Source organism: Actinomadura gamaensis (assembly GCF_042652125.1).
Classification (GTDB): domain Bacteria; phylum Actinomycetota; class Actinomycetes; order Streptosporangiales; family Streptosporangiaceae; genus Spirillospora; species Spirillospora gamaensis.
Genome location: NZ_JBHSIT010000001.1, coordinates 500,587 through 517,246 on the forward strand (window position 1 = coordinate 500,587; position 16,660 = coordinate 517,246).

A 16,660-nucleotide genomic window follows, 5' to 3' on the forward strand; every position below is an offset into this window, starting at 1 on the left:
GTCGGTGGGGCGCGCAAGAATAGGGGCATGACCTTGAGCGACGGCACTTCGGCAGGCGGCGGCTCGGCGAGTGGGGTCCCGGCGGACGCGCGGCGGCGGCACGCCGCGCTGAGCCAGGAGATCGACGACGCGAACTACCGGTACTACGTGCTCGACCAGCCGACGCTGACCGACGCGCAGTACGACGCGAAGATGCGCGAGCTCCAGGCGCTGGAGGGCGAGCACCCGGAGCTGGTGACGCCCGACTCGCCCACCCAGCGGGTCGGCGCGCCGTTCGTCACCGACTTCGCGACGGTGGCGCACCTGGAGCCCATGCAGAGCCTCGACAACGCGATGACCGCGGACGAGCTGCTCGAATGGAACGACCGGGTCGTCAAGGAGGTCGGCGAGGGCAAGGCGTCCTACCTCTGCGAGCTCAAGATCGACGGCCTGGCGGTCGCGCTGACCTACCGGAACGGCGTGCTGGAGCGCGGCGCCACCCGCGGCGACGGCCGCACCGGCGAGGACATCACCCTCAACGTCCGCACCATCGACGCCGTCCCGGACCGGCTGTCCGGCGAGGGCTGGCCCGAGGTGCTGGAGGTGCGCGGCGAGGTCTTCCTGCCGGTCGAGGGCTTCGAGAAGGTCAACGAGACCCAGGTCGAGCAGGGCAAGGAGCCGTTCGCCAACCCGCGCAACGCCGCCGCAGGGTCGCTCCGGCAGAAGGATCCGCGCGTCACCGCGTCCCGGCCGCTGAGCATGCTCGTGCACGGCTTCGGTGCGTGGGAGGGCGGCGAGCGCCCCACGTCGCAGGCCGAGACGTACGCGCTGATGAAGGCGTGGGGCCTGCCGACCAGCGACCGCGTCCAGGTCGTCGCGACGCTCGACGAGGTCCGCGAGTACATCGCCCACTACGGCGAGCACCGGCACGACCCCGCCTACGAGATCGACGGCGTGGTGGTGAAGGTCGACCAGTTCCCGCTCCAGCGGCGGCTCGGCTCGACCTCGCGCGCGCCACGCTGGGCGATCGCGTGGAAGTACCCGCCGGAGGAGGTCAACACCAAGCTCCTCGACATCAAGGTCGGGGTCGGCCGCACCGGGCGCGTCACGCCGTACGGCGTGATGGAGCCGGTGAAGGTCGCCGGGTCCACGGTCGACCGCGCGACGCTGCACAACGCCGGCGAGGTCAAGCGCAAGGGCGTGCTGATCGGCGACACCGTCGTGCTGCGCAAGGCCGGCGACGTGATCCCCGAGATCGTCGCGCCGGTCACCGGCCTGCGGGACGGCTCGGAGCGCGAGTTCGAGATGCCGACGCACTGCCCCGACTGCGGCACCGAGCTGGCGTACGAGAAGGAGGGCGACGCCGACATCCGCTGCCCGAACGCCCAGTTCTGCCCCGCGCAGCTGCGCGAGCGCGTCTACTACCTGGCCAGCCGCAAGGCCCTCGACATCGACGCCCTCGGCTACGTCGGCGCGACGGCGCTCACCCAGCCCCTCGAACCGAAGGATCCGCCCGTCAGGAACGAGGGCGACCTGTTCCACCTGACCGTCGAGCAGCTGCTGCCGATCCGCAGCATGGTGCTCGACCAGAAGACCGGCACGGCCAAGACCGACCCGGAGACCGGCGAGCCCAAGGTCGTGACGTTCTTCGCGAACCAGGAGGGCGAGCCGAAGAAGACCGTCGAGCTGCTCTTCGAGTCGCTGGAGAAGGCGAAGAAGCAGCCGCTCTGGCGCGTCCTGGTGGCGCTGTCGATCCGGCACGTCGGCCCGCGCGCCGCGCAGGATCTGGCCCGCGCCCTCCGTTCGATGGACGCGATCCGCAGTGCCACCGAGGAGGAGCTCGCCGAGGTGGACGGCATCGGCCCGACGATCGCCAAGTCGATCAAGGACTGGTTCGAGGTCGACTGGCACCGCGAGATCGTGGCGAAGTGGGCCGACGCCGGGGTGCGGATGGCCGACGAGGGGGCCGACAGCGGTCCCCGCCCGCTGGACGGCGTGACCGTCGTGATCACCGGCTCGCTGGAGGGCTACAGCCGCGACTCGGCCAAGGAGGCGGTCGAGAACCTCGGCGGCAAGGTCTCGGGCTCGGTGTCGAAGAAAACGGGCTTCGTCGTCGTGGGCGACAGTCCGGGCTCAAAGTACGACAAAGCCGTCAAACTCGGTGTTCCGGTGTTGGACGAGGACGGTTTCGGCGTCCTGCTGGCCGACGGGCCGGATGCGGCCAAGGCCGTAACCGAACGCACGGAGGACTGACCTGCGGTGACATCGGAAGTGGTGACCAGCGGGTAGTTACTCAAGGGTACTTTTCGACTACCTACTGGTAGCATGTCCGTCCGGGGAGGGCATAACGGTACGTACCCAACCGGTTCCGCGAAGTTGCCCGAAAGCCGTACCCTCCCACCTATCACGGCGGACTCCGGGGCCCGGCCTCCGGTTCCCGGGGGCCCCTCCCGCCGCGCCGCCAGGGGATGACCTCCCGGACCCCCCGAGGAAGTGATGAAGGACCCGAACAACACGCGGAACACGTCGCCGCGCCGGGGCTCCCCGCTGTGGATCTTCTTCGCCGCCTGCATCGCGCTCGGCGCGGCGGCGGGCGCGGCGGCGCTCGCCGGGCTCGGCCGCGCCGACCTGGACGCCCTGCTCGCCAACCCCGTGTTCTGGATCCTCGGGGCCTTCATCGTGGTCGGCGAGATGCGCCCGATCATCGCCCCCGGCCTCACCGAGACCAGTGGCGCGACGACCTCCACCACGTTCAGCATCGCGGCCCTGCTCTACGCGGGGCTGCCCGTGGCCGCCGTGCTCCAGGCAGCCGCCGCCGTCACCTGCGGGATCTTCCGCGGCCGCAGCCCGCACCGGATCGCGTTCAACGCCGCCCAGTACACCCTCAGCCTCGGCGCGTCCGCGCTGGTGCTCCAGGCGTTCGGGATCCACCCCTCGCCGACCTCGCCGTGGGTGCCGGGCGGCCGCGACCTGCCGGTCATCGCCCTGGTCGGGATCGCCTACTTCGTCTGCAACGTCACGCTGGTCGGGTCCGCCATCGCGCTGCACGAGCGGATCTCGCTCGTCCGGGCGCTCCGCTGGGACCTGCCGTACCAGATCCTCGTCCACCTGGCGCTGCTCGGCCTCGCCCCGCTGATGGTCATCGCCATGGACCGGTCCGCCGCGTTCGTCCCGCTGATCGTGCTGCCGTTCATCGCCGTCTACCTGAACGCCTCGGTCTCGGTGCGGCGCGAGCACCAGGCCCTGCACGACGGGCTCACCGGCCTGCCGAACCGCAAGCTGCTGATCACCCGCACCGAGGAGGCGATCGCCCAGCTCGGCGGGGCGCCCGGCGGGTCGCCGCTGCGCCGCGGCGAGGCCGGCGGCGCGCGCCGCGCGGGCCTGTTCCTCCTCGACCTCGACCGGTTCAAGGAGGTCAACGACACGCTCGGGCATCCGACCGGCGACCGGCTGCTCCAGCTCGTCGCGCACCGCCTCACGCACAGCGTCCGCCCCGGCGACCTGGTCGCCCGGCTCGGCGGCGACGAGTTCGCGGTGCTGCTGCCGACCGTCCGGGACGAGGCCGCCGCGCGCGAGGTCGCCGCCCGCCTGCGCGCCGCGCTGAGCGAGCCGGTCCGGCTGGACGGGGTGTCGTTCGACCTGGCGGGCAGCGTCGGCATCGCGCTCTACCCCGACCACGCGCCCGACTTCGAGCTGCTGCTCCAGCGCGCCGACGTCGCGATGTACCACGCCAAGGGCAGCCGCACCGGCGTCGAGGTCTACTCGCCGGACCGCGACCGCAATTCGCCCGCCCGGCTCGGCCTGCTCGGCGACCTGCGCCGCGCGCTCGACCGGGGCGAGCTGGAGCTGCGCTACCAGCCGAAGATCGCGCTACGGGACGGCCGGCTCGTCGGCATGGAGGCGCTGCTGCGCTGGCGGCACCCCGAGCGCGGCGTCCTCGCCCCGGACGAGTTCCTGCCGGTCGCCGCGCAGACCTACCTCATGCGCGCGATCACGCACGAGGTCGTCGACATGGCCCTCGCGCAGGCCGAGGCGTGGTGGCGGGAGGGGCTGACCGTCCAGGTCGCGATCAACGTGTCCGGCCGCGACCTGCTGGACGCCGACCTCGCCGAGACCATCGCGGAGGGCCTGATCGCGCGCGACCTGCCCGCCGCCGCGCTCCAGCTGGAGATCACCGAGCGGGTGCTGACGGGGGAGCCCGCGTCCGGGTCGGGGACCGTCGCCGCGCTCACCGACCTCGGCGTCGCGCTCAGCCTGGACGACTTCGGCACCGGCTACTCCTCGCTCGTCCGGCTCAAGCGGCTGCCGATCGAGGAGGTCAAGATCGACTCTTCGTTCGTGCGGCGGCTCACCGGCTCGCCGGACGACGCGGTGATCGTCCGCTCGGTGGTGGAGCTGGTCGGCACGCTCGGCCTGCGCTCGGTCGCCGAGGGCGTCGAGGACGCGCAGACCGCCGCGCTGCTGCGCGAGATGGGCTGCGACGCCGCGCAGGGCTGGCACTTCGCCCGTCCGCTGGACGCCGTCCGCGCCACCGCCTACCTGCGCCGGGGCATCCACACCGACGGGCTCCCCGGCGACGACGGCGTCTTCACCGGCCCCCCGGCCCCGCGCCTCGCCTAGCGCCTCGCTTAGCCCCGGCCTGGCGGGCGACCCGGCCCCGTCCTCGCGGGGCGACTCGGCCGGTCCCCGGACACGCCTGACGCCCCAGGCCTGACGGCGAGGTCAGACGTAGGGCGCCAGAACGTCGCGCGCCGGCCGACAGGTGTCGGACGGTGTGGACCGGACAACGTCAGCCGTGCAGCGCGCGTCATCACGCGTCATCACGCGTCGACCGTGGGCGGCGGCGAGGACCACCGCGTACCGGTTGCGCCGCCGCGGGTCGGTAGTGCTGCCGCGGGTCAGTGGTGCTGCCGCGGGTCGGTACCGCCGGCGCGGGTCAGTAGCGCCGCCGCACTTCCGGGTCCTCGTAGTACCGCTCCTCCCGGACCGCGGGCGGCGGCAGGGGCGCGGCGCGCCGGGCGCTGACGATCCGGACGATGCCGATGATCAGGCCGACCAGGCCTCCCAGCATGAGGATGAAGCCGACCACGTGGATGTCCACGCCACTGAACCGGTAGTCGACCGCGTAGGCCAGGATGGCGCCGATGATGATCAGGGCGAGGCTGCCTCCGACGGTCACCGCGCTCTCCTCTCCGTCGTGGGGGTTACGCCGTCACCCTTCCCCTCGGACGAAGTTGAAACGGGCCTGAGACCGTCGTCACCGGTGGCGGGGCGCGAGGACGCGGCCGATCACGCTGGTAAACGAGTCGGGCCGCGGTGCCGCGACCCATAGGATGAGAGGGAATCCTGTCAACCCGTAGGAACGGTTTCCCACATGTCCGCGATCACCCGTGACGAGGTCGCGCACCTCGCCCGGCTGTCCCGGCTGGCGTTGGGCGAGGACGAGCTCGACCACCTCGCCGCCCAGCTCGACCAGATCATCTCCGCGGTCGCGCGGGTGCAGGAGGTCGCGGCGGAGGACATCCCGCCGACCTCGCACGCGCTGCCGCTCACCAACGTCTACCGGGCCGACGAGAACCGGCCCTCGCTGACCCCGGAGCAGGCGCTCGCCGCCGCCCCGGCGGCCGAGGAGCAGCGCTTCCGGGTACCGCGGATCCTGGACGAGGAGGCGTGAGCGTGAGCGAGCTGACCGGGAAGGGCGCCGCCGAGCTCGGCGAGCTGATCGCCGCCGGCGAGGCCTCCGCCGAGGAGGTCGCCGCCGCGCACCTCGACCGCATCCAGGCGGTGGACGCCGAGGTCCACGCGTTCCTGCACGTGGACCGCGAGGCCGTCCTGGCGCAGGCGCGGTCGATCGACGAGCGCCGCGCGGCGGGCGAGAAGCTCGGCCCGCTGGCCGGCGTCCCCGTCGCGCACAAGGACGTCTTCGTCACCGCGGACATGCCGACCACGGCCGGATCCAAGATCCTCGAAGGCTGGCGGCCGCCCTACGACGCGACCGTGACCGCGCGGCTCCGCGCCGCCGGGATGGTCATCCTCGGCAAGACCAACATGGACGAGTTCGCCATGGGGTCGTCCACCGAGAACAGCGCCTACGGGCCGTCCCGCAACCCGTGGGACCTCACGCGCATCCCGGGCGGGTCGTCCGGCGGGTCGTCGGCGGCGGTCGCGGCCTACGAGGCGCCGCTGTCCACCGGCACCGACACCGGCGGCTCGATCCGCCAGCCCGCCGCCGTCACCGGCATCGTCGGCATGAAGCCGACCTACGGCGGCGCGTCCCGGTACGGCATGATCGCGTTCGCCTCGTCCCTGGACACGCCGGGCCCGTTCGCCCGCAACGTCCTGGACGCCGCGCTCCTGCAGGCCGCGTTCTCCGGCCACGACCCGATGGACTCCACCTCGATCGACGCGCCCGTCCCGCCGGTCGTGGAGGCCGCCCGCCGCGCCGACGTCAACGGCCTGCGCGTCGGCGTCGTCAAGGAGTTCGCGGGCGAGGGCTACCAGGCGGGCGTGCTCAACCGGTTCAACGAGACCGTCGAGCTGCTCGAGTCGCTGGGCGCGAAGGTCGTCGAGGTGTCGTGCCCGCACTTCACCTACGCGATGCCCGCCTACTACCTGATCGCGCCGTCGGAGTGCTCGTCCAACCTGGCGCGCTTCGACGCCATGCGGTACGGCCTGCGCGTCGGCGACGACGGCACCCGCAGCGCCGAGGAGGTCATGGCGCTGACCCGCGCCGAGGGCTTCGGCGCCGAGGTCAAGCGGCGCATCATGCTCGGCACCTACGCCCTGTCGTCCGGCTACTACGACGCCTACTACGGCAAGGCCCAGCAGGTCCGCACCCTGATCAACCGCGACTTCGAGGCCGCGTTCGAGCAGGTGGACGTGCTGGTCTCGCCGACCACCCCGACCACCGCCTTCCCGATCGGCGAGCGCGCCGACGACCCGATGGCGATGTACCTGGCCGACCTGTGCACGATCCCGTCCAACCTGGCGGGCAACCCGGCCATCTCCGTCCCGTGCGGCCTCGCCGACGAGGACGGCCTCCCGGTCGGCGTGCAGATCATGGCCCCCGTCCTCGCGGACGACCGCGTCTACCGCGTGGGCGCGGCCCTGGAGAAGGCCCTGGAAGACCGCTGGGGCGGCCCGCTGCTGGCACGGGCCCCGAAGCTGGAGGCGGGCGAGTGAGCGTGGAGACGCCGATGAAGTACGAGCCCATGAGCTACGCGGAGGCGCTGGCGCGCTTCGAGCCGGTGCTGGGCATCGAGACCCACATCGAGCTGGGCACCGCGTCCAAGATGTTCTGCGGCTGCCGGACCGAGTTCGGCGCCGAGCCGAACACCCAGGTCTGCCCGGTCTGCCTCGGCCTGCCCGGATCGCTGCCGGTCACCAACCGCGCGGCGATCGAGGGCATCATCAAGATCGGCCTGGCGCTGGACTGCGACATCGTCGAGTGGTGCCGGTTCGCCCGGAAGAACTACTTCTATCCGGACATGCCGAAGAACTATCAGATCTCCCAGTACGACGAGCCGCTCTGCGTCGACGGCCACCTCGACGTCGAGGTCGACGGCGAGACGTACCGGATCGAGATCGAGCGCGTCCACATGGAGGAGGACACCGGCAAGTCGCTGCACGTCGGCGGCGAGACCGGCCGCATCCACGGCGCGGACCACTCCCTGGTCGACTACAACCGCGCGGGCATCCCGCTGGTCGAGATCGTCACCAAGCCGATCACCGCGACCGGCGAGAAGGCCCCGCTGGTGGCGCGCGCCTACGCGACCGAGCTGCGCGAGCTGGTCCGCTCGCTCGGCGTCTCGGACGTCCGGATGGAGCACGGCTCCATGCGCTGCGACGTCAACGTGTCGCTCATGCCGCGCGGCGCGTCCGAGTGGGGCACCCGCACCGAGACCAAGAACGTCAACTCGCTGCGTTCGGTCGAGCGGGCCGTCCGGTCCGAGATCGAGCGGCAGGCGGGCGTGCTGGCGTCCGGCGGCCGGATCACGCAGGAGACCCGCCACTTCCAGGAGGCGACCGGCACCACCACGAGCGGCCGGTCCAAGGAGGAGGCGCAGGACTACCGGTACTTCCCCGAGCCCGACCTCATCCCGATGGCGCCGTCCCGCGAGTGGGTCGAGGAGCTGCGCGCGTCCCTGCCCGAGCTGCCCGCCGCGCGCCGCCGCCGCGTCCAGGGCGAGTGGGGCCTCACCGACCTGGAGCTCCGCGACGTCGTCAACGCGGGCGCGCTCGACCTGATCGAGGACACGGTCAAGGCCGGCGCGGACGCCGCGTCCGCCCGCAAGTGGTGGATGAACGAGCTGTCCCGCCGCGCGACCGAGCAGTCCGTCGAGCTCGCCGACCTGCCGATCACGCCCGAGCAGGTCGCCCGCGTCCAGGCGATGGTGGACGCCAGGGAGCTGAACGACAAGCTCGCCCGCAAGGTCTTCGAGGGCGTCCTCGCCGGCGAGGGCACCCCGGACGAGGTCGTCGCCGCCCGCGGCCTCAAGGTCGTCTCCGACGACGGCGCGCTCGAGTCGATCATCGACGAGGTGATCGCCGGCAACGCCGACGCCGCCGAGAAGGTCCGCTCCGGCAAGGTCGCCGCCGTCGGCGCCCTGGTCGGCGCCGTCATGAAGGCCAGCCGAGGCCAGGCCGACGCCGCCCGCGCCCGCGAGCTCCTCCTGAAGAAGCTCGACCAGAGCTGACTTGTGCCAGCCCCGACGGCCGCCGCTCCCCAAAGGAACGGCGGCCGTCCTCGTCCTGTCGCCCCCCACCGGGTCGAGGCCTGAGCACTAGGCTGTGGCCCGGTAGCGACCACTGCGATGACGGGGGGCCGCATGGCGGCGATGCCGGACGACAGCTGGCTGCGCAACTTGCGGCCTCAGCCGAGACGATTGAGCGCCGAGGAGTACGAGGCGCTGCCCGAGGAGGTCGCGAAGACCATCGAGGTCGTGGACGGCTACGTGGTCTTCTGCGAGGCCCCGACCCGCGAGCGTCAGCGAGTGGTGCGGCGGCTGGCCACCCTCCTCGAACGCTTCACGCGGGACGCGATGGAGCGGGGACATCCGTGCGTGGAGGTCGATTTCGACATCGACCTGCGCATCCATGACGTGCCTCTGCAGAACCGGCGTCCGGACGTGGTGGTCTACCGGTGCCTTGAGCGCGGGGGCGACGTGCTCCTGCGTCCCGAGGGCGTCGTGCTCGTCTGCGAGGTGGTCTCGCCCGGCTCCGAGACCCAGGACGGCGTCGACAAGTTCGGGGAGTACGCGAAGGCGGGCATCCCGCACTACTGGATCGTGCGGACGGGCGGCACGGGCGTGTCGGTGATCGAGCGCTACCAGCTGGACCGGGCGGCCGGGCTTTACAAGCATGTCGGCACGTTCATGAAGGAGGCGGGCGGGCAGCCGCAGGTGGGCGAGCCCTTCCCTGTCACCATCGACTGGTCCGAGCTGGAGTACTAAGGGCTCGGGTACTGCGGTTCTCGGTCACTTCAGGGGGATGACGAGGATGCGGTCGTCGCCCTGCTTGGGGTCGCCTCGGCCGTCCTTGTTGCTGGTGGTGATCCAGAGCGAGCCGTCGGGGGCGCGGACGACGGCGCGGAGGCGGCCGTAGGTGTTGGTGTAGTAGGCGATCGGGGTGCTGACCTTGCCGTTCTTCAGGGGGATCTGCCAGAGGCGGGAGCCGCGGAGGGCGGCGGCCCAGAGGGAGCCGTCGGCGTAGGCGAGGCCGGACGGGGAGGCCTCCGAGACGGGCCAGGTCAGGAGGGGGTTGGTGTAGCGGGGGTCCTTGCCGAAGCCCTCGACGGCGGGCCAGCCGTAGTTCTGGCCCTTCTGGACGAGGTTGACCTCGTCGAAGCGGTCCTGGCCGAACTCGGTGGCGTAGAGGCGGCCCGTGTCGTCCCAGGCGAGGCCCTGGACGTTGCGGTGGCCCCAGGTCCAGACGGGGGTGCCGAAGGGGTTGCCGGGGGCGGGCTTGCCGTCGGGGGTGACGCGGAGGATCTTGCCGCCGAGCGAGTCCCTGTTCTGGGCGAGTTCGGTCCGGTAGGTCTCGCCGGTGCCGATGTAGAGCATGCCGTCGGGGCCGAAGGCGATGCGTCCGCCGTTGTGGTTCCCGCCCTTGGGCGCGCCGGTGAGCAGGGGCTGGGGCGGGCCCAGCTTGTCGTTGTCGAGGGTGAGGCGCACCAGGCGGTTGTCGGTCGCGGACGTGAAGTACAGGTAGACCCAGTGGTCGGTCGCGTAGGACGGGGAGACCGCGACGCCGAGCAGGCCGCCCTCGCCGGACGGCTCGACCCCCGGGACGCGTCCGAGGTCGGTCCGTTTCCCGTCCGGGGTGATTCGCAGGAGATGTGCGGTGTCACGCTCGGTGACCAGTGCGTCCCGGTTCGGCAGGAAGGCGATCGCCCACGGGACCGACAGGCCGGTGACCAGGTCGCGGGGGGTGCCGGGGGCGGCGGATCCGGGCGGTGGCGAGTCGGGGGCGGGTGAGGCGGGGGGCGGGGTCTGCGCGGTGCGGGTCGGGCTCGCGGAGTCGCAGCCGCCGAGCAGGACGGCCGTGAGAACGGCGGCGAGGATCCTCCCGGGCATGCCGATGGTGCGCATAGGACCATTCAATCCCCGGCCGGACGGCGGTCCAACCGTGCCCGGCCGACGACTACGCAGCGTGATGCCCGGCGTGTCGCGGGAAAACCGAGTGATCTTCGCGACACGCGACGGGACCGGGGGTCACGCGCCGGTTTGTCGCCGGGAGGACGCCCAGCCTCAATCGCTCCGTGACCTACGGAACGTACATTGAGCATCACGGTGATCCCGCCATACAGCAACGTCGCTGTCCCACCGCCGGCGCAGCCTGAGCGCTCGCCGCCGCCTCCCACGGCCGACCGCGCCCCGGGGGGCACGATCCGACCGGCGCCGGGCGTTGACCCTGCGACCGGCGGGTGACGGGAGACGACACGCATCGGGTGCGCGCCTCGGCGCGCCGGGGACCGCGAGGTCCCGACGGGCAGGAGGGGACACGGCGCGATGAGCGGCGAGGGAGCCAGACGGCTGCCGCCCTGGGCGGTGCCGGTCGGCATGGTCGCGGTCATCGGTGTGCTCTACGCGCTGGGCTCGCTGCTCGGCTGGGGCGGGCCGGCGTATCTCGGCTGGGCCGAGACGGCCGCCGCTGCCGCCGCCGCGGCGTGCCTGCTGCCGCTGTCGCTCCGCCGCGAGCGCCGGGCCGCCGTGGAGCCGGCCGGGGACGTGAACGCATCCGCGGACCTGAACGTACCCGCAGACGTGGACGTCCCCGGAGAAGCGGACGCATCCGCAGACGTGGAGGCGCCCGAAGGCGCCGGCGCCCCCGAGGGCGGCGTGCCCGCCGAGGGCAGGCTGTTCGGACGGGCGTCCTGGCGCTGGTTCGGGATCGCGGCGTCCGCGTGGGGGATCGGCGCGCTCAGCCGCACCCTGTCGGCGATGCTGCACGGCGGCGGCACGCTCGCGCTCTCGGTCACCGACCCGTTCTACCTGGTGGCGATGTTCGCGCTGGTCACCGGCCTGGTCGTGCCGATCAGGCTGCCCCGCTCGGCGCGCCTGTGGGCGCGGTACGCCGCCGACACCTACGTCTGCGTCGCCGGTCTGTTCGTGCTCGGCTGGGTGGCGCTGTTCGGCACGCTGTTCCACCGGTCCGGCGAGTCGCCCGGCGAGTTCCTGCTCGAACTGCTGTACCCGCTGGTCGGGACGGCCCTGGTCTGCGGTTCGCTGCCGTTCGTCCTCGGCGCGGACCGGCGCGACCGGCGCCCGGCGTGGCTGGCGTTCGGCGCGCTGGCGGCGTTCGCGGGCGCGGACATCGTGACGACGGTCGTCCGGCTGCGCGGCGGCGCGCCCGCCGACGACCCGGCCGACATCCTGCGCCTGGCGGGGCTGCTGCTGCTCGTCCTGATCCCGTGGCTCCCGGGGGACGCCGAACCCGCGGCCGGGCCCCGGCGCGGCCGGATGATCGGCCCCGGGCTCGCCACCGCCGCCGTCGCGGCGCTCGCCGCGCTGTTCGTGGCGGGCCACAGCCTGACCGAGCAGCCGGGCTCCGATCCGGTCGTGCCGATCGTCGCCGGGACGGCCACGCTCGTGCTGCTCGCGCGGCTCGCCGAGCTCCTGCGGGAGAACGACACGCTGCGCCGCGCGGTCGAGACCGGCGAGGACCACTTCCGCGCGCTGTCGGAGAGCATCAACGACGCGGTGCTGATCTGCGACCTCGACGCCGTCGTGCAGTACGCGAGCGCGGGCGCGCTGCGCATCTACCGGTACGAGGCGTCCGAGCTGCTGGGCCGCCCGCTGAGCGAGATCATCCACCCGGAGGACCTGCCGCGCGTGCGCGAGGTGTTCGCCGCGTTCCTCGCCGGGGACGACGAGACCGGCCTCGACATGCTGCGCGACCCCGCGTCCGACCTGCTGCCGGACACCTCCGACGCGTCCGGCGGCTCGTCCGGGCCGGACGGCGGGTCGCCGCCGGTGCTCGCGGGCCGCGACCCCGGCCGGTCGCTGCGGGTGGCGTGCCGGGTCCGCGCCGCGGACGGCACGTGGCTGCCGACCGAGTCGACGGTGTCGCGGTACAGCGGCGCGGGCGGCGCGGCGGCCCGGCTGCTGGTCACCACCCGCGACCTGTCGGAGCAGGCCGCGTTGCAGCGCCAGGTGGCGCACCTGACCTTCCACGACGGCCTGACCGGCCTGCCGAACCGCGCCTACTTCGAGGAGCGCGCCCGCGAGGTGCTGTCCCGGCTGGAGCACGCCGCCGCGCGGCGGAGCGAGGACCCCGCGCGGCGGAGCGAGGACGCCGAGCCCGACACGGTCGCGGTCGTCTTCGTCGACCTGGACGGCTTCACCGACATCAACGACTCGGCGGGGCACGCCGCCGGCGACCAGGTCCTCGCGCAGGCGGCGCGGCGGCTGCGCGGCACCGTCCACGCGGACGACACGGTGGCGCGCTGGGGCGGCGACGAGTTCGCCGTCATGCTCCAGCTCCCCGGCAGCGACTCGCAGCTCGCGGTCGAGCTGGCCGAGCGGCTGCTGCGCGTCCTGTCGACCGAGCCGTACCTGGTGGGCAGCAAGCACATCGCGCTGACCGCGAGCGTCGGCATAGCGTTCGCCGGGGACACCGATCCGCCGGCGGGGCCGGGCGGCCGGCCGGGCCGGGCGCGGCCGGAGCCGGGGAGCGGCGCGGCGGCGCGGCGCAGCGCGGCCGACCTGATCCGCAACGGCGACATCGCGATGGCGCGGGCGAAGGAGCTCGGCGGCGGGCGGGTGGAGGTGTTCGCGCCGCACATGCACGCCGACGCGGTACGCCGCCTGGAGCTCGGCAGCGACCTGCAGCGGGCGCTGGCCGAGGAGGAGTTCGCGGTCGAGTTCCAGCCGGTCGTGGAGCTCGGGACGTCCCGGGTGACCGGGGTGGAGGCGCTCGTCCGCTGGTGGCGGGGGAGCGAGCCGGTGCCGCCGGAGGAGTTCATCGCCCCGGCCGAGGAGTCCGGCCTGATGATCCCGCTGGGCGACTGGGTGCTGCACGAGGCGTGCCGGGAGGTGGCGCGCTGGCGCGCGGACTCCTGGGACATCGGCCTGTCGGTGAACTTCACCGCGCGGCAGATCGCCGCGCCGCGGTTCGTGGAGTCGGTCGCGGCGGCGCTGGAGCAGACCGGGCTGCCGCCGCACGCGCTGACCCTGGAGGTCCGCGAGGAGGTGCTCGTCGAGGACGGCGGGCAGAACGTGCAGCGGCTGTCGAAGCTGCGCGACCTCGGCGTCCGGCTGGCGATCGACGACTTCGGCACCGGCTACGCGTCGCTGGCCTACCTGGGGCAGCTCCCGGTGGACATCATCAAGATCGACCCGTCGTTCGTGGCCGGGCTCGGCCGGGACGAGACGCTCACCCTGCTCACCCGGACGATCGTCCGGCTCGGCCGTGACCTCGGTCTCACCGTGGTGGCCGAGGGCATCGAGCGGCCCGAGCAGCTCGAGCTGCTGCGCGAGATGGACTGCCCGCGCGGGCAGGGATTCCTGGTGGCGCGCCCGATGGCCGCCGGACGGGTCGAGTCGCTCGTCCGGACGAACCTGCGCGGGACGCCGGGCCAGATCGAACTGCCGCTGGAAGGCTCCGCGCTGACCACGTGAGATCTTTCGCAGTCTCACATAGTGAGACAAACTGTCCAAGGATTTGACCGCCGGGTGGAACGTCGGCCAGAGTGGTCACCGTGCAGAGCTTCCACATCATTCTCGTAGTACTTGGTCGGCGCGCAGGCTGATCGAGCACTCACACCTGCGCGCTTCCCTCGACCGCCATCCGGGCGGGCGGGGGTTTTTTGTTGGCCGAGTGATCCGAAGCACACCCGCCTCCGCCCGGACGCGGGCCTCTCCCCAAGGAATCAGAACCATGACGACCGAACAGATGACGGGAGCCCAGGCGCTGGTCCGCGCCCTGGAGAACGTCGGCGTCGACACCGTGTTCGGCATCCCGGGCGGGGCGATCCTCCCGGCCTACGACCCGCTCTTCGACTCCCGCCGGATCCGCCACATCCTGGTCCGGCACGAGCAGGGCGCGGGGCATGCCGCGCAGGGATACGCGCAGGTCACCGGGAAGGTCGGGGTGTGCATGGCCACCAGCGGCCCCGGTGCGACCAACCTGGTGACGCCCATCTCCGACGCCTACATGGACTCGGTCCCGATGGTGGCGATCACCGGTCAGGTGGCCACCTCGCTGATCGGCACCGACGGCTTCCAGGAGGCCGACATCTCCGGCATCACGATGCCGATCACCAAGCACAACTTCCTGGTCACCCGCGCCGAGGACATCGGCCGGACGATCGTCGAGGCGTTCCACATCGCCTCCACCGGACGGCCCGGACCGGTCCTGGTCGACATCGCCAAGGACGCGCTCCAGGCGACCTTCGCCTTCGAGTGGCCCGTCCAGATGCGGCTGCCGGGGTACCGCCCGGTCACCCGCCCGCACTCCAAGCAGGTCCGCGAGGCGGCCCGGCTGATCGTGGAGTCGGAGCGGCCCGTCCTGTACGTCGGCGGCGGCGTGCTGAAGGCGAACGCGGCGGCCGAGCTGAAGGTGCTCGCCGAGCTGACCGGCGCGCCGGTCGTCACGACGCTGATGGCGAAGGGCGCGCTGCCCGACAGCCACCCGCTGCACATGGGCATGCCGGGCATGCACGGCAGCGTCGGCGCGGTCGGCGCCCTCCAGCGCTCGGACCTGCTGGTCGCGCTCGGCGCCCGGTTCGACGACCGGGTCACCGGCAAGCTGGACGGCTTCGCCCCGCACGCCAAGGTCGTGCACGCCGACATCGACCCGGCGGAGATCTCCAAGAACCGGCACGCGGACGTCCCGATCGTCGGCGACGCCCGCGAGGTGATCGCGGACCTGATCGTCGCGATCCAGGCCGAGCACGAGGCCGGACGGCGCGGGAACTACGAGGCCTGGTGGCGCCAGCTCAACGCCTGGCGCGAGACGTACCCGCTCGGCTACGAGACCCCCGCGGACGGCTCGCTGTCGCCGCAGTTCGTCATCGAGCGGATCGGGCAGCTCGCCGGCCCGGACGCCTACTACGTCGCGGGCGTCGGCCAGCACCAGATGTGGGCCGCGCAGTTCATCAAGTACGAGCGTCCGGGCGCGTTCCTCAACTCGGGCGGCGCGGGCACGATGGGCTACTCGGTCCCGGCGGCGATGGGCGCCAAGGTCGGCCGGCCCGACTCGGCGGTCTGGTCCATCGACGGCGACGGCTGCTTCCAGATGACCAACCAGGAGCTCGCGACCTGCGCGATCGAGGGCATCCCGATCAAGGTCGCGGTCATCAATAACGGCAACCTCGGCATGGTCCGGCAGTGGCAGACGCTCTTCTACAACGAGCGCTACAGCAACACGAACCTGCATTCGCGGCGGATCCCCGACTTCGTGAAGCTCGCCGAGGCGTACGGTTGCATCGGGCTGCGCTGCGAGCGCCCCGAGGACGTGGACGCGGTGATCGCCAAGGCCATGGAGATCAACGACGTCCCGGTCATCATCGACTTCGTCGTCCACCAGGACGCCATGGTCTGGCCGATGGTCGCCGCCGGCACCACCAACGACGACATCAAGATCGCCCGGGACATGGCCCCCGACTGGGAGAACGGAGACTGACCCCGATGAGCCAACACACCCTCTCGGTGCTGGTGGAGAACACGCCGGGCATCCTGGCACGGGTCGCGGCCCTGTTCTCCCGGCGCGGCTTCAACATCGAGTCGCTCGCGGTGGGCACCACCGAGCACCCGGACATCTCCCGCATGACGATCGTGGTGAACGTCGAGGGACTGCCCCTCGAACAGGTCACCAAGCAGCTGAACAAGCTGGTCAACGTGCTGAAGATCGTCGAGCTGGACAACGCGCAGTCCGTCCAGCGCGAGCTGGTCCTGGTGAAGGTCCGCGCGGACGCCGAGACCCGCTCGCAGGTCCTGGAGACCGTGTCGCTGTTCCGCGCCAAGGTCGTGGACGTCGCGCCCGACGCGGTCACGATCGAGGTCACCGGCAACCGCGACAAGCTGGACGCCTTCATCCGCGTCCTGGAGCCGTTCGGCATCAAGGAGCTCGTCCAGTCCGGCATGGTGGCCATCGGACGCGGCGCGCGCTCCATCACCGACCGCTCGCTCCGCGCCATCGAGCGCTCCGCCTAGCTCCGCCCAGTTTTCCGCTCCGCAAC

General features: G+C 72.4%; 11 protein-coding genes. 9 read left to right on the top strand and 2 right to left on the bottom strand.

Annotated features, from left to right (window positions below):
• The first annotated feature begins 27 nt into the window (after positions 1–27).
• Positions 28–2,232 (top strand): NAD-dependent DNA ligase LigA, encoded by a 2,205-nt coding sequence (gene ligA / locus ACFPCY_RS02315; protein ID WP_378251861.1) that lies wholly within the window; start codon positions 28–30, stop codon positions 2,230–2,232.
• Between the two features lie 243 nt (positions 2,233–2,475).
• A complete protein-coding gene (locus ACFPCY_RS02320) occupies positions 2,476–4,599 on the top strand; it encodes a putative bifunctional diguanylate cyclase/phosphodiesterase (RefSeq protein WP_378251862.1) in 2,124 nt (707 codons plus the stop codon).
• Positions 4,600–4,915: 316 nt separating this feature from the next.
• Here the strand turns inward: ACFPCY_RS02320 and ACFPCY_RS02325 are convergent, their stop codons facing one another.
• On the bottom strand, positions 4,916–5,158 hold the full coding sequence (locus ACFPCY_RS02325) for a DUF6458 family protein (protein WP_378251863.1): 243 nt from the start codon (positions 5,156–5,158) through the stop codon (positions 4,916–4,918).
• A gap of 195 nt (positions 5,159–5,353) precedes the next feature.
• Here ACFPCY_RS02325 and gatC point away from each other — a divergent pair, with 195 nt between their 5' ends.
• The 4 genes from gatC to ACFPCY_RS02345 all read left to right on the top strand — a co-directional run bounded on the left by gatC (position 5,354) and on the right by ACFPCY_RS02345 (position 9,431).
• Positions 5,354–5,653, top strand: coding sequence for an Asp-tRNA(Asn)/Glu-tRNA(Gln) amidotransferase subunit GatC (gene gatC / locus ACFPCY_RS02330; protein ID WP_378251864.1), 300 nt, complete (start codon positions 5,354–5,356; stop codon positions 5,651–5,653).
• Complete coding sequence (gene gatA, locus ACFPCY_RS02335; RefSeq protein WP_378251865.1) at positions 5,650–7,161, top strand: Asp-tRNA(Asn)/Glu-tRNA(Gln) amidotransferase subunit GatA; 1,512 nt, start codon at positions 5,650–5,652, stop codon at positions 7,159–7,161. Before gatC ends, gatA begins: the two co-directional genes overlap by 4 nt.
• A gap of 29 nt (positions 7,162–7,190) precedes the next feature.
• Entirely contained in the window at positions 7,191–8,675 is a 1,485-nt protein-coding gene (gatB, locus tag ACFPCY_RS02340) for an Asp-tRNA(Asn)/Glu-tRNA(Gln) amidotransferase subunit GatB (RefSeq protein WP_378252561.1), read from the top strand.
• Between the two features lie 117 nt (positions 8,676–8,792).
• Entirely contained in the window at positions 8,793–9,431 is a 639-nt protein-coding gene (locus ACFPCY_RS02345) for a Uma2 family endonuclease (RefSeq protein WP_378251866.1), read from the top strand.
• Between the two features lie 24 nt (positions 9,432–9,455).
• On the opposite strand, the gene ACFPCY_RS02350 is transcribed toward ACFPCY_RS02345, so the two are convergent.
• On the bottom strand, positions 9,456–10,568 hold the full coding sequence (locus tag ACFPCY_RS02350; RefSeq protein WP_378251867.1) for a PQQ-dependent sugar dehydrogenase: 1,113 nt from the start codon (positions 10,566–10,568) through the stop codon (positions 9,456–9,458).
• A gap of 420 nt (positions 10,569–10,988) precedes the next feature.
• On the opposite strand from ACFPCY_RS02350, the gene ACFPCY_RS02355 reads away from it, so the two are divergent.
• The 3 genes from ACFPCY_RS02355 to ilvN all read left to right on the top strand — a co-directional run bounded on the left by ACFPCY_RS02355 (position 10,989) and on the right by ilvN (position 16,634).
• The gene (locus ACFPCY_RS02355) at positions 10,989–14,099 is read left to right on the top strand and encodes a putative bifunctional diguanylate cyclase/phosphodiesterase (protein WP_378251868.1); all 3,111 of its coding nucleotides are present in this window, start codon (positions 10,989–10,991) and stop codon (positions 14,097–14,099) included.
• A 202-nt stretch (positions 14,100–14,301) separates the two neighbouring features.
• On the top strand, positions 14,302–16,104 hold the full coding sequence (locus ACFPCY_RS02360; RefSeq protein ID WP_378252562.1) for an acetolactate synthase large subunit: 1,803 nt from the start codon (positions 14,302–14,304) through the stop codon (positions 16,102–16,104).
• Positions 16,105–16,109: 5 nt separating this feature from the next.
• Positions 16,110–16,634, top strand: coding sequence for an acetolactate synthase small subunit (gene ilvN, locus ACFPCY_RS02365; RefSeq protein WP_378251869.1), 525 nt, complete (start codon positions 16,110–16,112; stop codon positions 16,632–16,634).
• Positions 16,635–16,660: the final 26 nt, after the last annotated feature.